We start from the raw sequence: 16878 nt of genomic DNA, 5'->3' as shown, positions 1-16878 counted from the left end.
GGCCCGGCGCCGTCCCCGCGGCGGCGCCGGCCGCCGGCGTCCAGGCCCCGATCACCGCCCCCGACCGCCCCGCCGATCCCGCGGCGACGTTGCCGCGCGGGCCGCGGATCCGGGTCGCGATCGCGCTGGCGCTGCTGTCGGCGGCGCTCAGCGCCGTGGTCTTCCTGCTCGTCCTGCTGCTGGTGTCGGGCTGGGCGGTGCAGCCGTTGCGGGCCGCGGTCGCCGTCACGATCCTGCCGCTGGCGGCGCTCGCCGGCGCCCGCATCGGCGGCGATCCGTGGGTCCGCGCCTGCGCCGGCGCGGGGCTGGTCGGCGCCGGCGTCCTGGCGCTCGCGACGCTGCCGACGGTCGGACCGGGATGGGTCGTCGTCCCCCAGCTGCTCTCCGGCGTCGGGATGGGGATGGCGCTGCCGGCACTCGCCGGCGAGCTGCTGCCCGAGCGCTCCGCCCGCGACGCCGCGCGGCTGCTGTCGTTGCGCCACGTCGGGATCACCGTCGCGCTGCTGATCCTGGCGCCGGTGACCGCTGCCCAGCTCGACCGCACGATCGACCGCACCCGCGAGCAGGTCGTCGCGCTGGTGCTCGACGCCAAGCTGCCGCCGCAGCCGAAGCTCGAGTCGGTCGGCCCCGCGCTCGGCGAGATCGACGCCGAGGATCCACGCGGGAAGCTCAAGAGCGCGCTCGACGGCCAGGCCCAGCGGTTCGCCGGCGACGCCGAGCAGGCGGCCGTCTACGCCGACCTCACCGACCGTGCCGACGAGACGCTGATCGCCGCCGTCAACCGGGCGTTCCGGCCGGCGTTCCTGATCACCGGGGTCCTGGCCCTGCTGGCCGCGCTGCTGACGATCCCGCCGGTGACGCGCCACCCGAGCCTGGCGCTGGCGGTCTGCGCGCTGGGCCTGGCGGCGGCCGGCGGCCAGGCGCTGATGTCCCGTGCGGCGGCCCCGCCCCAGGTGGCGATCGCCAACCCCTGCGAGCGCCGGGACCTGCCGAGCACCGGTGGCCTCGGCGGGGCGCTCCAGGACACCGCGCTGCTCGGCCTCGACGGCGCGGCCTGCAAGTGGGGCTCCTCGCGCGAGGAGCTGGCGCTGGCGATCGGCGATCCGAAGCTGGCCGCGCAGTACCAGCGCGAGCACGGCCACGACCCGCGCTCGCCGTTCGAGCTGGCGGGCGCGGCGATCACCGGGGGCGGCGGCGACCGCGGGGGCGGGCTCGGCGAGATCCTGAAGAACCTCGTCGGCGGCGGCAGCTGAGGATCGCCGGGCCGTCGCGACTAGGATCGGCGCGTGCCGGACACGCGTCCTCGCTTCTTCCTCGACGTCGGATCGCCCTACGCGTACCTCGCCGGCGCCCGGATCGAGTCGCTGCTGGGCCCGGTGACCTGGGTCCCGGTGCTGCTGGGCGGGATCTTCCGCGCCACCGGCCGCGCGTCGTGGGCGCAGGTCGGCGACCGCGCCGGCGGGATCGGCGAGATCGAGCGGCGCGCCGCGGCCTTGGGGCTGCCGCCGCTGCGGTGGCCGGACCCGTGGCCGAACGACGGCCTGCTGGCGATGCGCACCGCGACCTGGGCCGACGTCCAGGATCCCGACGACGGCGCCCGCCGCTACGCCCGGGAGGCGATGCGGATCCAGTTCGCCGAGGGGCGGCCGCTGAGCGACCCCGGGAACGTCGCCGCGGCGCTCGACGCGGCGGGCTTCGACCCCGGCGCCGGCCTGGCCGGCGCCGCCTCGGACCCGGTCAAGCAGCGGCTGCGCGCGACGACCGACGCGGCGCTCGCCGAGGGCGTCTTCGGCGTCCCGACGGTCGCGATCGGCCCCTTCCGGCTGTGGGGCGACGACCGGCTGGAGGACGCGGCGGCGATCCTCCGCGCGGGCTGACCGCCCGGCGCCGAACCGCTCGGCCCCGGGCGATCGGTCGACGGGCTCAGGCCGGCGCGACCACGCCGCGCAGGTGCGGCGTCGCCTTGGCCGACGCGCTCTGCAGCACGAACGCCAGCCCGCCGCCGTCGGTCTCGGTGCTGCCGAAGGCGACCGTGGTCGGCAGCAGCACCGGGCGCTGGAAGCGGACGTCGACCGCGTAGGCGTCCGGCAGCCGGTCCTGGAGCGCCGCCAGCGAGCGGGCCTTGGTCCACATGCCGTGGGCGATCGCCCGCGGGAAGCCGAGCAGCTTGGCGCTCAGCGGGTGCAGGTGGATCGGGTTGACGTCACCCGCGACGAAGCCGTAGCGGCGGCCGAGGTTGCCCGCCAGGCGCCACTCCTCGGTCGGGGCGATCCGCAGCGCGCCGACGCCGGCCGTCGGGTCCTCGCTGCCCTCCGGCGCGGGACCCTTCCCGGACCCGGCGCGGAAGATCGCGGCGACGTCCTCCCAGACCAGCTCGTCGCCCGCGCGGACGGTGGTCGTCAGCTCGAAGGTGCGGCCCTTCGGGTGCGGCTGGAGGTTGTCGGCCCGGACCGCCACCGAGAGCGTCTCGCCGATCGAGATCGGGCGGTGCTGGACGATCCGGTTGTGCATGTGGACGAGGCCGATCGCCGGGAACGGGAAGCTCCCGTCGGTCATCAGCGCCATGTGCAGCGGGAACCCGAGGACGAACGGGTAGGTCACCGGCAGGTCGTTGCGGAGCGAGAAGCCGCAGACCTTGGCGTAGGCCTGGAGCTTGGCGACGTCGACCCGGACCTCGGGCAGCGTCAGCGTCAGGTCCGGCAGGGCCGACGCCGAGCCGGCCACGAACGGCAGCCGCGACGCCCCGGGGATCATCGGCAGGGCGGCGCGCCCGTAGAGCCCCAGGGTGCCGGGGGCCGAGGAGAGCTGGCGGGTGGTGGTCATCTGGTCTCGTCCTGCTGGAGGGGTGGGCGGTCCCGGCGACGCGCGGCCGCCGGGACGTTCGCTGATCGGGGCTAGGCGCCGATCAGGCTCTGGCCGCAGACGCGGACCGTGTTGCCGTTGACGCCGGCCGAGCCGGGGCTGGCGTACCAGGCGATCGTCTCGGCGACGTCGATCGGCAGGCCGCCCTGGCCGAGCGACGACATCCGCCGGCCGGCCTCGCGGATCGTCAGCGGGATCGCGGCGGTCATCTTGGTCTCGATGAAGCCCGGCGCGACCGCGTTGATCGTCAGCTGCTGCTTGGCGACCTCGGCCGCGAAGGCGTCGACGAAGCCGATCACGCCGGCCTTCGACGTGCCGTAGTTGGTCTGGCCGCGGTTGCCCGCGACGCCGGCGATCGAGGCGACGCCGATGATCCGGCCCTCGGGGTTGATCGCCTTCTGCTTCAGCAGTTCGCGGGTGATCCGCTCGGGCGCCTCGAGGTTGACCGCGATCACCTGGGCCCAGACCTCGGGCTTCATGTTCGCGAGCAGCTTGTCGCGGGTGATGCCGGCGTTGTGGACGACGATGTCGACCCCGCCGTGGTCGGCCTTCAGCTTCGCGGCCAGCTCGGCCGGGGCGTCCTGCGCCGTCACGTCGAAGGTGATCGCCGAGCCGCCGATGCGATCGGTGACCTTCTTCAGGTCGTCGGCCAGCGGCTCGATGTCGAGGCCGACGACGTGGGCGCCGTCGCGGGCCAGCGTCTCGGCGATCGCCTCGCCGATCCCGCGCGAGGCGCCGGTCACCAGCGCGACCTTGCCCTTCAGCGGCTCGGTCCAGTTGAGGTCCGGCTTGCGGCCGCTCTGGCTGATCCGGACGACCTGGCCGGAGACGAAGGCGGACTTCGGCGAGAGCAGGAACCGCAGCGTCGACTCGATCTGGTCGTCGGCGTCGGGGGCGACGTAGACGAGCTGGACGGTCGAGCCCTTGCCGATCTCCTTGCCGAGCGAGCGCGTGAAGCCCTCGAGCGCGCGCTGGGCGACCCGGGCCGAGGCCTTGGCCGCGCCGGTGCCGGGGACCAGCTCGGGCGTGGTCCCCAGGACGACGACGCGACCGGACGGGCGGACCCGCCGCGCGACCGGCTGGAAGAAGGCGTGCAGCTGGGCCAGCTCGGCGGCCGACGAGATCCCGGTCGCGTCGAAGACCAGCGCCTGGAACCTCTGGTCGCCGCCGGTGGCGCCGCTCCAGATCTTCGGCGACAGGCCGGCCTCGGCGGCGCCGTCGCGCAGCGGGCCCTCGGCGGTCCAGGTCTCGGCGCCGATCACGGCGAGGACCCGCGAGACGGCCGGGCCGAGGCGCCCGCCGTCGGCCTGGCCGAGCAGCACCGGGCCGTCGACGACCGGGGCGCCCGGACGGTGGCGCTTGAGGAACGGCGGCTGCGGCAGGCCGACCCGGGGGGCGATCTGCTTGCCGAGGAAGCTGTTGACGAACTGCTGGTAGCGGTCGGACATCTCTGGTCTCCTTCTCGCGTTCCGGCTCAGCGCTCGACGATCGCGACGACGCCCTGGCCGCCGGCGGCGCAGATCGAGATCAGGCCGCGGCCCGAGCCCTTCTCCTTGAGCGCCTTGGCGAGCGCCGGGACGATCCGGCCGCCGGTCGCGGCGAACGGGTGCGCCGCCGCGAGCGAGCCGCCGTTGACGTTCAGCTTGCTGCGGTCGATCGAGCCGAGCGGCTCGTCGCGGCCGAGCTTCTGCTTGCAGAAGGTCGGGTCCTCCCAGGCCTTCAGCGTCGACAGGACCTGGGCGGCGAACGCCTCGTGGATCTCGTAGAAGTCGAAGTCCTGCAGCTTCAGGCCGTTGCGGTCGAGCAGCGCCGGGACCGCGTAGGCGGGCGCCATCAGCAGGCCCTCCTCGCCGCCGACGTAGCCGACGGCCGAGGTCTGGACGTCGACCAGGTAGGCGAGCGGCTCGTGGCCGTGCTCCTTGGCCCACTCCTCGCTGGCCAGCAGCACCGTCGAGGCGCCGTCGGAGAGCGGCGTCGAGTTGCCGGCGGTCATCGTGCCCTGGGGGCCGCCGAAGACCGGCTTCAGCTTCGCCAGCTTCTCGAGGCTCGAGTCGGCGCGCAGGTTGCCGTCGCGCTCGAGGCCGAGGTACGGCGTGATCAGGTCGTCCATGAACCCGCGGTCGTAGGCGGCCGCCAGGTTGTGGTGCGAGGCGACGGTCAGCTCGTCCTGGGCCTCGCGGGTGATGCCCCACTCCTTGGCGGTGATCGCCTGGTGGGCGCCCATCGACTTGCCGGTCCGCGGCTCGGCGTTGACCGGGAAGTCGAGCGAGATGTCGGTCGGGCGGATCGCCAACAGCGCCTTGACGCGGTCGGCGTTGGAGCGCGCGTTGTTGACCTTGACCAGCTTGGCGCGGAGCTTGTCGCCGAGCGCGATCGGCGGGTCGGAGGTCGTGTCGGCGCCGCCGGCGATGCCGACGTCGATCTGCCCGAGGGCGATCTTGTTGCCGATGTAGTTGACCGCCTGCAGGCCGGTGCCGCAGGCCTGGCCGATGTCGACGGCCGCGGTCGACGGGGCGAGCTTCGAGCCGAGGACGACCTCGCGCGTGAGGTTGATGTCGCGGGCGAGCTTGACCACGGCGCCGGCGGCGAACTCGCCGAGGTGCTGGCCCTCGAGGCCGTAGCGCTCGATCAGGCCGTCGAGGGCGGCGGCGAGCATGTCGCTGTTGCTGACGCTCGAGTACTGCGCGTTCGAGCGGGCGAAGGGAATGCGGTTGCCGCCGAGGATGGCGACGCGGCGCGGGCTGGTCATTGGGCGTCTCCGGGGAAGATTCCTACCGGCGGTATCGACGGCAGGGGACAAAGGGTAGCGAGGGTCGCGAGACCGCAGCGTGACGGGGGTCCGGACGCCCCGATCGCGAGCGGGGCGCCAGCGACACCGTGACACGCCGAGCGCCTGCCGCCGTTGCGTCGCGGTGATCGCCGTGCGACGGCGCCGCGCGATCCCGCGGCGATCCCGTGGCCGGACGCGGTGCGCGAGGCTAGGCTGAGCATCGATGAGCACCGCATCGGCGATCTCCGACGCGCACGCCCAGCGCCTGCTGACGGCCGCCCGCGGGGGCGACGAGGGCGCCTACCGCGACCTGGTCGAGTCCCACCGCCGCGAGCTGCACGCCCACTGCTACCGGATGCTCGGCTCGGTCCACGACGCCGAGGACGCGCTCCAGGACGCGATGCTGCGGGCGTGGAAGGGGCTGGAGCGGTTCGAGGGCCGCAGCTCGCCGCGCTCCTGGCTCTACAAGATCGCCACCAACACCTGCCTCGACGAGATCGCCAAGCGGCCCAAGCGGGTGCTGCCGATGGACTACGGCCCCGCGACCGAGGCCCACGTCGGCGCCGGGCAGCCGCTGGTCGAGTCGGTCTGGGTCGAGCCCTACCCCGACGAGCAGCTGGGGATCGGCGCCGGCGCCAGCGCCCCGGCCGCCCGCTACGAGCAGCGCGAGAGCCTGGAGCTGGCCTTCATCGCCGCGCTCCAGCACCTGCCGGCCAGCCAGCGCGCGGTCCTGATCATGCGCGAGGTGCTCGGGTTCTCCGCCAAGGAGGTCGCCGACACGCTGGAGACGAGCGTCGCCTCGGTCAACAGCGCGCTGCAGCGGGCGCGAGCGACGATCGACGCCAAGCTGCCGGCGCAGAGCCAGCAGGCGACGCTGCGGACGCTCGGCGACGACGAGCTGCGGGCGGTCGTCGAGCGCTACATGGACGCGATGCAGGCCGGCGACGTCGAGCGCGTCGTCGCGATGCTGAGCGAGGACGCGACCTGGTCGATGCCGCCGCTGGCCAGCTGGTTCGGTCCCGGCCTGGAGCAGGTCCGGGTCTTCCTGGAGGGCGGGCCGATGTCGGGCGAGTGGCGCTGGCGCCACGTGCCGACGCGGGCCAACGGGCAGCTGGCGGTCGGCTGCTACACGTGGGACGGCGAGCAGGGCCGCTTCCTGCCGTTCTGCATCGACGTGCTGACGCTCGGCGAGCACGACGAGCAGGGCCGGCCGCGGATCGCCGGCGTGACGGCGTTCATCACCCGCTCGATCGACCTGCCGGACGAGGAGTCGTTCCTGCGCTTCCCCGACCACACCGCCCAGCACGGCCCGAGCATCGCGCTGTTCGAGCGCTTCGGGCTGCCGCTGACCCTCGACTGACGCGACGGACCCCGAGCCCGAGCCCGCTGCAGGGCGCGGCCCGGGGCGCCCGCCGGTCAGGCGGCCAGCTCGAGCGTCTCGTCGCGCTCGTCGCGGGCCAGCAGCGCGGCGTAGTGGCCGTCGCGGGCCAGCAGCTGCTCGTGCGTGCCCTGCTCGACGATCCGGCCGTGGTCGAGGACCACGATCTCGTCGGCGTCGCGGACGGTCGAGAGCCGGTGCGCGATCGCGATCGTCGTGCGGTCCTCGGAGAGCCGCTCCAGCGCCTCCTGGACCGCGTGCTCGGTGCGGGTGTCGAGCGCGCTGGTCGCCTCGTCGAGGATCAGCACCGGCGGGTTGCGGAGCATCGCGCGGGCGATCGCCAGCCGCTGCTTCTCGCCGCCCGAGAAGCGGTAGCCACGCTCGCCGACGACCGTCTCGTAGCCGTCCGGGAGGCCCGCGATCAGCTCGTGGATCTGGGCCGAGCGAGCCGCCTGCTCCAGCTCCTCGTCGGTCGCGTCGGGCTTGGCGAAGCGCAGGTTCTCGGCGACCGAGGCGTGCAGCAGGTAGGTCTCCTGGGCGACGACGCCGACCAGCCCGGCGCGGTCGGCGGCCGAGAGCTGGCGGACGTCGACCCCGTCGATCGTGACCGCGCCCTCGTCCACGTCGTACATCCGGGCGGCGAGGTAGCCCATCGTCGTCTTGCCGGAGCCGGTCTCGCCGACGATCGCCAGCGTGGCGCCGGCGGGGATCCGCAGGTCGATGCCGTCGAGCGTCCGGCCGGACCGCGGGTCGTAGCCGAACGAGACCTGGTCGAAGCGGACCTCGCCGCGGGCCGTCGCCGGGTCCACGTGCGTCGGGTGCTCGGGCTCGCGGACGTCGACCTCGGTGTCGAGGTACTCGAAGACGCGGGTGAAGAGCGCCAGCGAGGTCTGGACCTCGACGCCCAGCCGCAGCAGCGTGACCATCGGCATCAGCAGCCGGGTCTGGAGGGTGGTGAAGGCGACCAGGGTGCCGATCGTGACCAGGCCGCTGCCGTGGGCCGTCGTCCAGCCGGCGATCCAGTAGGCCAGCGCGGGCATCGCCGCGAACGCGATCTGGACCGTGGCCATCCGCCAGCGGCCGGCCATCGCGGAGCGGACCTCGAGGTCGGCGACCGCGTCGGAGGAGTCGGAGAAGCGCTCGACCAGGTCGGGCCCGCGGCCCATCGTGCGGCTGAGGACGATCCCGCTGATCGACAGCGACTCCTCGACGATCGCCGACATGTCGGCCAGCCGCCGCTGGCGCTGGGTGACGATCTTGCGCCGCGCCTTGCCGACGGTGCGGCTGAGCCAGACGAAGAACGGGACCACGACCAGCGTCGCCAGCGCCAGCCGCCAGTCGAGCACGATCATCGCGGTCAGGGTCGCGAGGACGGTGGTGAAGGCCGACACGAGGCTGGTGACGGTCGAGGTCACGACCCCCTGCATGCCGCCGATGTCGTTGGAGATCCGGGACTGGACCTCGCCGCTGCGGGTGCGGGTGAAGAAGGCCAGCGAGAGCCGCTGGAGGTGGCCGTAGACCGCGGTCCGCAGGTCGTGCATGACCCGCTGGCCGATCGTGTTGGAGAGCCAGGTCTGCCCGACGTCGAGGGCGGCGCCGAAGACCGCGGCGCCGATCATCCCGAGCACGAGCAGGCTCAGCAGCGTCGTGTCGCGGTCGGGCAGCGCGACGTCGACGATCTCGCGGATCAGCAGTGGCTGCGCCAGGCCGAGGACGGCCGAGACGAAGATCAGGCCCGCGACGACGCCGATCCGGCCGCGGTAGGGGCGGAAGAGCCGGACGATCCGCCGCAGGTCGACGGACTCCTTGGGGCTGGTGCTCGGTGACGGGGACATCGGCGACCTCCTGGCCGCCCATCGGGGCGGCTCCGGCGGTGAGGGCGCGGGAGCCGCGGGCGGCGGTTCAAGTACTGAGTGTTCCTCAGCAATCTAGCAGATACGGAGTCAAGCTCATAATGTGCAAGACCGGCTATACTCCGGGGACCGTGTCCGCTCCCACCCCGGCGCCCCCTCGGTCCGACGCGACCCGCGATCGCGAGTCCGAGCACGAGGGCGCCCAGCCGTCCGCCGGCGAGCTGATCAATCGCGTCGCCCGCTGGACCCACGGCCGCACCCGCGACCGCCTGGCCCCGCTCGGGATGACGCCCTCGTCGGCCCGCGCGCTCGGCGTCCTGATGCGCAGCGACGAGCCGCTGCGGATGGTCGAGCTGGCCGAGCGGCTGCGGATCGTCCCCCGCTCGGTCACCACCCTGGTCGACGGCCTCGAGCAGGAGGGGCTGGTCGAGCGCCGCCCCGATCCCCAGGACCGGCGCTCGACGCGGGTCCACCTGACCGAGCAGGGCCTGGCCCGCGGCGCCGCCCTGCGCCGGGCTCGCCACGAGGCCGGCGACGACCTGGTCGCGGTCCTCGACGACGGCGACCGCGCCGAGCTCCACCGGCTGCTGACGATCATCGACCAGGCGGCGCACGACGCCTGGTGCCAGCGCAACTGCTGAGCTGTCGGTGGGGCCGGCGCTCGCTGCAGGGGCGCGGCGTCAATCCACCGCCACCACCACGAGGTGGCGTCAATTCGCCCCGCCTAGCGCCACCAACTGACGCCACCTCCCGGAGGCCGCGGCGAAATGACGCCACGGCTCCGGGAGCCTCCGCCGCGGCTAGAAGCCGGCGGCCTGGAACGCGCTCCTCACGACGCCCGCGGTCGCGGTCATGCCGGCGGCGTTCGGGTGCAGCGGCACGATCGTGGTGTCGCTGCTGAAGGCCGGGATCACCGGCTCGATCCAGCGGACCGACGCGCTCTTGCAGGCATCGTGTCCGATGCTCTGGGCGTAGGTGTCGACGTAGGTGGCGCCGTTGCCCTCGGCCGCGCTCTGGACCGACGTGTTCAGCCGGCGGGTGAGCTGCTCGAGGAAGGCGATGTCGCCCGAGGTCAGCGGCAGCGTCGGGTAGCAGCGGCCGCTCTGCGGCAGCAGGTCGGGGTAGCCGATGACGAGGATCTTCGCCTGCGGCGACCGGGCCCGGATGCCGCGGACGACGGCGGCGATCTTCGACTCGATCGCGGCGGCGTTGGCCAGGTGCACCGCGCCGATCGAGTCGCGGCATGGGGCGCCGACGTCGAAGAGCGTGCCCGGCCAGAGGATGTCGATCCCGCCGCAGGTGACGATCGCGCTGGCGAAGAGCAGGTTGTCGTTGCCGCCGATGCCGAGCGTCACGACCTTCGTGTCCGGCTTCAGCGCGTCGAACTGCGGCGCCACGCCCGGGTACTGCGGGAACGTCATGTGCTCGGTCGAGGCAGCGCCGCAGGTGACGTCGGTCAGCGACAGGCCCAGCGCCTGGGCGACCTGCTTCGGGTAGTTGCGCGCCGACTGGCCGCAGATCAGCGGCGCGCCGGACGCCGGCGGCAGGATCAGCGACCCGGCCGAGTAGGAATCGCCGAGGGCGACGTACTCGCCGTCGGCGGCGCGGGCCGGGCCGGAGCCGACGGCCAGCAGCAGGACGATCGTGGCCAGGATCAGGCCGATCAGGCCCGTGCGACGCCGGATCGCCGGCGCGCTCGCGAGGGACGACATGTGCTTCTCCTCCTCTGGCCGACCGGGACGGGAAGGGGGATGACCGGCCAAGATACGCACGCATTCCTACCAGGAGTCGGGTGCCCGCGGGGAAATCCTCCCCGGCCGTCGCCGCGGCCCCGGGTGCGGCGCGGGCGGCAGGCCACGTGACACGATGCGGCGGTGTCCGATCAGCCGATCCGACCCATGGTCCGGCGTCGCCGCACGACCTCCGGCGACGCGGCACCGGCGAGCGGCGGACCGCGTCCCGACGGACCGCGCCTGCCCGAGGCGAAGCAGCTGCCGCTGCCGCTGATCGCCGCCGGGATCGGCCTGTTGATCGTGGTGATCCTGCTGCTGAACTCGTGCGGCGGCGACGACCAGCCGCCGCGCGCGGCGCGACCGGCCGACCCGGCCTCGACCAGCGCGCTCGGCCGCGAGGCGCTGCGGGTGCTGCGGCCCGACCCGGCGAAGGACGCCGCGGCCCTGACCCGCCGCGCCCAGGCCGGGTTCGCCAACCCGCTCTACCGCCTGGTCCCCGGGGGTCCGCTCCTGACCGCCGCCCGGGTCGCGACCTACCGGCCGCTGATCGAGGACGTCGCCAAGCGAACCGGCGAGCGGCCCGACCTGCTCGAGGCGATCGTCTTCCTGGAGAGCGCCGGCCGGCCGGACGCGATGGCGTCCAGCAGCGTCGACGGCGCGGCCGGCTTCACCCAGATCGTCGCCGGCACCGGGACCGACCTGCTGGGGATGAAGATCGACCTGGCGCGCTCGCGCACGCTGACCCGCCAGATCCGCCGTGGCGGCACGCGCCGGGCCGCCCGCGAGGCCGAGCGCCGGCGCGTCGATCCGCGCTTCGATCCGCGGGCGGCGCTGGAGGCGACCGCCCGCTACCTGGACATCGCGCGCAAGCGGCTCGGCGGCCGGGACGACCTCGCCGTCGCCAGCTACCACATGGGGATCGGCAACCTCCAGAACGCGCTGCAGGCGTTCGGCCGCGGCAACGTGCCCTACGTCGAGCTCTACTTCGGGACCGATCCGCTGCGGACGCCGGAGGCGGCACGGATCCTGGCCTCGTTCAGCGACGACTCCTCGTCGTACCTGTGGCGGATCGGCGCCGCCGAGCGGCTGATGCGCCAGTTCCGGCGCGATCCCGCGGCGCTGCGGCGCGAAGCCGCGCTGCAGGTGCGCAAGGCCTCGAGCGAGGACGTCCTCCACCCGCCCGGACGCACGCCGGTCTTCGCCGACCCCGCCGCCCTCGCCCGCGCCGAGCGCTCCGGCGACCTGCGGGCGCTGCCGGAGCCGACGCTGCGCGCCAACGGCCTGGCGATCAGCGGCGCGATGGGCGAGCTGGCCGGGCGGCTCGGGCAGCCGCGATCGCGCTACCGGGCGCTGCGACCGGCGGCGCTGGGCGGGCTGCTGACGATCGGCGCGGCGGTCGTCGCGCTCGACCCGAACGCCGGCCGACGGGCGCGGCTGACCGTGACCAGCACGGTCCGCGACGCGCGCTACCAGTCGCTGCTGGGCCGCGAGAACGTCCAGGCGACCGACGCGCTGTCGCAGCACACCACCGGCTGGGCGGTCGACGTCGCCCGCCAGTACCGCAGCACCGACCAGGCGCGGACCTTCCAGTGGGTCCTGACCCGCCTGCAGGCGCTCGACCTGATCGCCTGGGTGCGCGAGCCCGAGGCGATCCACGTGACCTTCAGCGAGGCCGCCGCGCGCGAGCTGCGACCGGTGCTGCGGAAGGCGCTGGGACGCTGACCCCGTCCTCGCGCACGGCCTGCAGGTCGAGGCCGAGCACGCCGGTCCGGCGCAAGGTCTCGGCCGTCCACGGACCGGCCACGAGCGCCGGGACCAGCTCCGGCCAGCGCGGGTCGACGATCAGCGCGAGCGCCGGCATCGGACCGCGACGACCGATGCTCGGATCGACCCAGACGTCGGCGGCCCGCGGACGCCGCGCGCGATGCGGGTCGTGGACGGCGGCCGCCGCGCCGCCGGCGACGCGGCCGGTGACGGACAGCGCCTGGAAACGCGAGACCAGCCGGCCGCTGCCGTCCCACAGCGGGACGCTGATCGCGTTCCAGCCGGCGCTGAGGCCGGCGTCGCGCAGCGCCGCCAGCAGCCGCTCGTCGACCAGCCTCAGGTAGGGGCCGAAGGCCAGCACCGGCGGCCAGCGGTCGCCGGTGCCGGGCCCGGCCAGGCCGATCGCCTCGGGCCACTGGCCGACGCCGGACGCGAAGCGGCGGACCCGCGTCTCGGCCTCCCAGCAGGCCTCGGCCGCCTCGTCGTGGAGCTCGAGCGCGGCGGTCGACGGGTGCTCGAGGGCGTCCATCATCGCCTCGTCGCGAAGATCGGCGAAGCGGGGGTGGCCGGGCAGGCCGAGGTCGACCAGGTCGACGGCGACGGCGATCCCCGGCGCGGCGTCGACGATCCACCAGTCGCGGGCCCGCGACGGCGCGTCCCGCCCGCCGGCGCCGCGACGCGCCACCGGCGACGGCCGGTCGAGCGGAAGCGGACGGGCACCCGAGGAGCGGCTCATCGGCGGGCCTCCCTGCGGGCGACGGGCGACGGCGAGATCGGCAACGACATGGGTCGGGCCTAGAGCGCGCGGGCGCCGAGCGCGGCCACGACGGGGAGCCAGGCGGCGAGGGTCGCGCCCGTGATGCCGACGAGCACGCGGCCGCCGGAGCTGCGGAGCGGGACGCCGCGGGCGCTCCAGTAGATCGCCCAGGCCGCGAACGGGAGCGCGCTGAGCAGCAGCGCCGCGCCGCCGCCGGTCAGCAGGACGGTGGCCGTCGCCGTCGTCGCCGGGGCCAGCGCTAGGGCGACGATCAGCGCCAGCGCGGTGAGGCCGGCGGACGCGAGGACGAGGGCGGCCCACGCGTCGACGGCGGACGCCCAGGCGCTCCGCGCGTGGCGGTCGCGGGTCGGCGCCGGACGCGGGGCGACCGGCTGGCGCCGGACGATCGGTCGGTCGGAGGTCCCCCGAGCCGCGCTGCGCCGGGACGGGGGGCGACGCAGCGGCGGCTCGGGGAGGGGGGCGGGGTGCAGCGGGACGGCGGACATCATCGGGACGGGGTCGGGGAGGTGCGTCACGAGGACGTCGGCGCGACCACCGCGATCCCCCCCCCGCCGTTTTCGGCGACGTTCGGCCGCGGCTGCCACGGCTCCTGCGCCACGCCGGGCTCCGCCGCCGTACCATCCGTGGACTCGTGTACGCCCCCGCCTGTCACCTCCGCACGGCGCGCCCGGACCGCCGAACGCTCGCCGCGCTGCTGGCGGTGGCGACGCTGCTGGCGCTCGCGATGGTCGGCCCGTCGACCGCCTCGGCCGCGCCCTACAGCGTCTGGTCCTGCCGCGGTCCGGACGGCACGGCGATCGCCAGCGGGGCCTGGACCGCGGGCCGCCAGGGCCTCGCGGCCGGCGACGCGATCCTCACCGACAGCTGCGCCTCGGGCGGCGGCCTGACCGCCGGCCTGCGGCCCGGCCTGCTGCACGTGCAGTCCGCGGCCGCCTACACCTTCAACGCGCCGGCCGGCACCACGATCGTCGAGTACGAGCTGTGGCGGGTGCTGCGCACCGGCGGCCTGCTGCCCGGCTACCGGGCCGCGGTCGAGGGCTCGGCGGGGCCGATCGAGACCTGCGACAGCGCCCTGCTGGGCTGCGCCACGATCGGCGACGGCGGCACGCCGCTGGCCGCCGCCAACCGCCGGGCGGCCAGCGGCCAGTCGCTGAGCCGGCTGGCGATCGGCGGTGCCTGCCGCCAGGCGGCCTGCCTGTCGGTGCTGACGATCGCCGCCGAGGCGACCCTCTTCCGCTCGCGGGTGGTCCTCGACGACTCGCAGGCGCCGACGATCGAGTCGGTCGGGGGATCGCTGACGGCCCCCGGCACGGTCAGCGGGTCGCCGACGCTGCAGGTGATCGCGCGCGACGCCGGCTCGGGCGTCGCGTCGACGACGCTCTCCGTCGACGGCGGACCGGCGACCACGTTGAGCACCGGCGGCAGCTGCGTCCAGCCGTACTCCAGCACCCAGCCGTGTGCCGCCCGCAGCGACCAGACGTTCACCGTCGCCACCGGTGGCCTGAGCGCCGGCACCCACGGCGTGCGCGGGACGGTCACCGACGGCGCCGGCAACAGCACGCCGTGGGGCCCGGTCTCGTTCGTCGTCGGCGGCGGGTCGAAGCCGCCCGACGACGGCCCCGGCAACGGCCGGCCGGCGGTCCGGACGCCGAAGCTGACCATCACCACCAGCGCGCGGCGTCCGACCGGGACGCTGACGACGGCGAGCGGCGACCCGATCGTCGGGGCGCGGCTGACGCTCAGCCGTCGCACCGACGCGGTCGCGCGGCCGACCACGAGCGAGATCGGCACCGTCACGACCGATGCCCGCGGACGCTTCTCCGGTCCGCGACTGCCGGACGGCGCCTACGTGGTGACCGCGGGCTTCGCCCCGCGGGTCGGCGGCACGGCGACCGTCAGCGCCAGCGTCCGCGCGCGCAGCGCCCTGTCGCTGCGGCTGGCCGCCAAGCCGTCGCGCCTGCGCAAGGGCCAGACCGCGACCGTCAGCGGCCGGCTTTCGGGCGCGGGCCCGTCGGCGCGCGGAGCCCGGGTCCTGATCCAGACGATCATCGGCGGCCGCTGGCGCACGATCGATCGGACCACCGCGAACGCCGACGGCCGCTGGCAATGGCGCCATCGATTCGCGAAGATCACCCGCACGACGATCTTCTCGTTCCGCGCCACGGTCGCGCGCCGTTCCGGCTGGCCGTGGGCCACCGAGACGAGCGCCAAGACCCTGGTCCGGGTCGACCCACGCTGAGCACGCAGCCGAATCGGGAGGGGGGAAGGACGGTGATCGCAGCGACGACCAGGCAGATGAGCCTTCCCGATCAGCCCTCCACCGACCTCGACGCGCTCGGCCCGTTCGCCTTGCTGGCCCCGCTCGGTCCCGACGCAGCCGAGCGCGGGCTCCGCTGGGCCGTGGCCCAGGGGATCGACGCCACTGGCCAGGACTCGGCCACCGAGCGCTCGCAGTCCGCCCACCACCTGCTCTGCTCCTCGATCGACCTGCTGCTCGACGTCGCCCTCTCCGCCGAGCGGATGGAGGCCTACGGCCGCCTGCTCGGCGACGCCGCGCTCGACGAGACCGACCGCGTCGCACCGCTGCTCGACGGCGCCGCCCGGGCGGCCCAGCACGCGGCCGCGGGGGCGCTGCGCCTGGTCTGGCGCGCGCTCGAGGTCCACGCCCGCGACGTGGGCTACCTGCGCCAGCCGTGGCACGACGAGGCGACGTCCTGGACCCAGGCGATCGTCGATCCCACGATCGGCGTCCCCGGCCTGCCCGCCAACCCGGGCGCCGCCGAGGCCGCCCGTGCCGCCGCCAACCGCGTGATCGCCGCCCTCGAGGCGCTCCCGGTCGACCGGATGGCCGTCCCCGGCGAGCTCGCGGCCGCGATCGGCCTGCTCGACGCGCTGTTCCTCCTGGCCTGTGAGCTACGTCTGCGATGAGCCCCGTCGTCCCTCGCATCTCGACGGCCAAGGGCCGGGCGCGGGACGACGACGCGAACGCGATCCTCGAGCGCGAGTACGAGAGCCTGCGGGGCGAGGTCGTCGCCACCGTCCGCGGCAAGCTCCGCTCGGCCGGGATCCAGCTCGACGACAGCGACATCGACGCGGCCTACAACCAGGCCTGGCACGCGCTCTACGTCAAGCTCGAGGAGGGCCAGGCGGTCGACAACCGGGCGGCGCTGCTGGTGACGATCGCCCACCGGCGAGCGATCGACGAGCACCGCGCGCTGCACGTCGACCGGCGTGCCGACGACGACGGGACCCCCGACCTGCCGGCCCCGCTGCCCGACGTCGACGGGCGACTGGACGACGAGCGGCGCCTGCGATCGCTGGTCGAGGGGATGCGCGAGCGGCTCAGCGGCCGCGAGCTGCAGGCCGCGACCCTCTGCTACCTCCACGAGCGCAGCCGCCCCGAGGCGGCCGAGATCATGGGCCTCTCCCCGCGGCGGATGGAGAAGGTCATGGACCGCGTCTCCAAGCAGATCGCCGAGATCGTCCGCGACGTCCAGGGCGACTGGTGCCGCAGCCGCGGCTCGCTGATCCGCGCCTACGCGCTCGGGGTCCTCGATCCCGAGGGCGAGCGCTATCGCCTGGCGGCCAGCCACCTGGAGGACTGCTCGGCCTGCCGGCGCCGGGTCCTGGCGCTGCGCGGCCTGGCCGCGGCGACGCCCCCGGCCCCGATGCTGGCCCTGCTGCTGGGCGGCGGGGTGGCGGTCGCCGGCGGTGGCGGCGCCGTGGCGGCTGGCGGCGCG

At 75.0% G+C, this 16878-nt stretch carries 14 protein-coding genes and 1 pseudogene; 8 read left to right on the top strand and 7 right to left on the bottom strand.

Going from position 1 to position 16878, the window contains the following annotated elements; all coding sequences use genetic code 11:
- A pseudogene (locus PAI11_RS27020) lies at nucleotides 1-1253 on the top strand (hypothetical protein); the annotation flags it as partial.
- Between the two features lie 33 nt (nucleotides 1254-1286).
- The gene (locus tag PAI11_RS09800) at nucleotides 1287-1877 is read left to right on the top strand and encodes a 2-hydroxychromene-2-carboxylate isomerase (protein ID WP_007573752.1); all 591 of its coding nucleotides are present in this window, start codon (nucleotides 1287-1289) and stop codon (nucleotides 1875-1877) included.
- Nucleotides 1878-1923: 46 nt separating this feature from the next.
- Here the strand turns inward: PAI11_RS09800 and PAI11_RS09795 are convergent, their stop codons facing one another.
- The 3 genes from PAI11_RS09795 to PAI11_RS09785 all read right to left on the bottom strand — a co-directional run bounded on the left by PAI11_RS09795 (nucleotide 1924) and on the right by PAI11_RS09785 (nucleotide 5611).
- On the bottom strand, nucleotides 1924-2823 hold the full coding sequence (locus tag PAI11_RS09795) for a MaoC/PaaZ C-terminal domain-containing protein (protein ID WP_007573750.1): 900 nt from the start codon (nucleotides 2821-2823) through the stop codon (nucleotides 1924-1926).
- 71 nt (nucleotides 2824-2894) lie between these two features.
- On the bottom strand, nucleotides 2895-4310 hold the full coding sequence (locus PAI11_RS09790) for a 3-oxoacyl-ACP reductase (RefSeq protein ID WP_007573748.1): 1416 nt from the start codon (nucleotides 4308-4310) through the stop codon (nucleotides 2895-2897).
- Nucleotides 4311-4336: 26 nt separating this feature from the next.
- Entirely contained in the window at nucleotides 4337-5611 is a 1275-nt protein-coding gene (locus PAI11_RS09785) for an acetyl-CoA C-acetyltransferase (protein ID WP_007573747.1), read from the bottom strand.
- A gap of 244 nt (nucleotides 5612-5855) precedes the next feature.
- Here PAI11_RS09785 and PAI11_RS09780 point away from each other — a divergent pair, with 244 nt between their 5' ends.
- Entirely contained in the window at nucleotides 5856-6992 is a 1137-nt protein-coding gene (locus PAI11_RS09780; RefSeq protein ID WP_007573745.1) for a sigma-70 family RNA polymerase sigma factor, read from the top strand.
- Between the two features lie 56 nt (nucleotides 6993-7048).
- Here the strand turns inward: PAI11_RS09780 and PAI11_RS09775 are convergent, their stop codons facing one another.
- A complete protein-coding gene (locus PAI11_RS09775) occupies nucleotides 7049-8845 on the bottom strand; it encodes an ABC transporter ATP-binding protein (protein WP_007573743.1) in 1797 nt (598 codons plus the stop codon).
- A 149-nt stretch (nucleotides 8846-8994) separates the two neighbouring features.
- Here PAI11_RS09775 and PAI11_RS09770 point away from each other — a divergent pair, with 149 nt between their 5' ends.
- Nucleotides 8995-9504 carry a MarR family winged helix-turn-helix transcriptional regulator gene (locus PAI11_RS09770; protein WP_007573741.1) on the top strand — a complete coding sequence of 170 codons (510 nt, stop codon included), beginning with the start codon at nucleotides 8995-8997 and terminating at the stop codon, nucleotides 9502-9504.
- Between the two features lie 159 nt (nucleotides 9505-9663).
- Here PAI11_RS09770 and PAI11_RS09765 read toward each other — a convergent pair whose 3' ends face one another.
- Nucleotides 9664-10575, bottom strand: coding sequence for an SGNH/GDSL hydrolase family protein (locus PAI11_RS09765; protein ID WP_007573738.1), 912 nt, complete (start codon nucleotides 10573-10575; stop codon nucleotides 9664-9666).
- A gap of 186 nt (nucleotides 10576-10761) precedes the next feature.
- Here PAI11_RS09765 and PAI11_RS09760 point away from each other — a divergent pair, with 186 nt between their 5' ends.
- Nucleotides 10762-12318: a DUF5715 family protein gene (locus tag PAI11_RS09760; protein ID WP_007573736.1), complete on the top strand. Its 1557-nt coding sequence runs from the start codon at nucleotides 10762-10764 to the stop codon at nucleotides 12316-12318.
- Here the strand turns inward: PAI11_RS09760 and PAI11_RS09755 are convergent.
- Both PAI11_RS09755 and PAI11_RS09750 read right to left on the bottom strand, forming a co-directional pair.
- A complete protein-coding gene (locus PAI11_RS09755) occupies nucleotides 12260-13096 on the bottom strand; it encodes a hypothetical protein (RefSeq protein ID WP_040599577.1) in 837 nt (278 codons plus the stop codon). The genes PAI11_RS09760 and PAI11_RS09755 overlap by 59 nt on opposite strands.
- Before the next feature lie 59 nt (nucleotides 13097-13155).
- The gene (locus PAI11_RS09750; RefSeq protein ID WP_007573732.1) at nucleotides 13156-13626 is read right to left on the bottom strand and encodes a hypothetical protein; all 471 of its coding nucleotides are present in this window, start codon (nucleotides 13624-13626) and stop codon (nucleotides 13156-13158) included.
- A 143-nt stretch (nucleotides 13627-13769) separates the two neighbouring features.
- Here PAI11_RS09750 and PAI11_RS09745 point away from each other — a divergent pair, with 143 nt between their 5' ends.
- The 3 genes from PAI11_RS09745 to PAI11_RS09735 form a co-directional block, all read left to right on the top strand.
- Nucleotides 13770-15377 carry a carboxypeptidase-like regulatory domain-containing protein gene (locus PAI11_RS09745; RefSeq protein ID WP_007573728.1) on the top strand — a complete coding sequence of 536 codons (1608 nt, stop codon included), beginning with the start codon at nucleotides 13770-13772 and terminating at the stop codon, nucleotides 15375-15377.
- A 56-nt stretch (nucleotides 15378-15433) separates the two neighbouring features.
- On the top strand, nucleotides 15434-16066 hold the full coding sequence (locus PAI11_RS25800; protein ID WP_007573726.1) for a hypothetical protein: 633 nt from the start codon (nucleotides 15434-15436) through the stop codon (nucleotides 16064-16066).
- Nucleotides 16063-16878, top strand: an 816-nt coding sequence (locus tag PAI11_RS09735; RefSeq protein WP_040599575.1) for a hypothetical protein, incomplete at its 3' end; no start/stop codon positions are given. The genes PAI11_RS25800 and PAI11_RS09735, both read left to right, overlap by 4 nt.

Origin of the sequence: Patulibacter medicamentivorans (genome assembly GCF_000240225.1) — a bacterium.
GTDB lineage: Bacteria > Actinomycetota > Thermoleophilia > Solirubrobacterales > Solirubrobacteraceae > Patulibacter > Patulibacter medicamentivorans.
This window is presented reverse-complemented; position numbering and strand designations above follow the sequence as displayed.

Coding starts and splice junctions, on each gene's coding strand:
- PAI11_RS09775 (WP_007573743.1), bottom strand. CDS start 8,845: ATGTCCCCGTCACCGAGCACCAGCCCCAAGGAGTCCGTCGACCTGCGG.
- PAI11_RS09785 (WP_007573747.1), bottom strand. CDS start 5,611: ATGACCAGCCCGCGCCGCGTCGCCATCCTCGGCGGCAACCGCATTCCC.
- PAI11_RS25800 (WP_007573726.1), top strand. CDS start 15,434: ATGAGCCTTCCCGATCAGCCCTCCACCGACCTCGACGCGCTCGGCCCG.
- PAI11_RS09790 (WP_007573748.1), bottom strand. CDS start 4,310: ATGTCCGACCGCTACCAGCAGTTCGTCAACAGCTTCCTCGGCAAGCAG.
- PAI11_RS09780 (WP_007573745.1), top strand. CDS start 5,856: ATGAGCACCGCATCGGCGATCTCCGACGCGCACGCCCAGCGCCTGCTG.
- PAI11_RS09750 (WP_007573732.1), bottom strand. CDS start 13,626: ATGATGTCCGCCGTCCCGCTGCACCCCGCCCCCCTCCCCGAGCCGCCG.
- PAI11_RS09795 (WP_007573750.1), bottom strand. CDS start 2,823: ATGACCACCACCCGCCAGCTCTCCTCGGCCCCCGGCACCCTGGGGCTC.
- PAI11_RS09760 (WP_007573736.1), top strand. CDS start 10,762: ATGGTCCGGCGTCGCCGCACGACCTCCGGCGACGCGGCACCGGCGAGC.
- PAI11_RS09765 (WP_007573738.1), bottom strand. CDS start 10,575: ATGTCGTCCCTCGCGAGCGCGCCGGCGATCCGGCGTCGCACGGGCCTG.
- PAI11_RS09755 (WP_040599577.1), bottom strand. CDS start 13,096: ATGAGCCGCTCCTCGGGTGCCCGTCCGCTTCCGCTCGACCGGCCGTCG.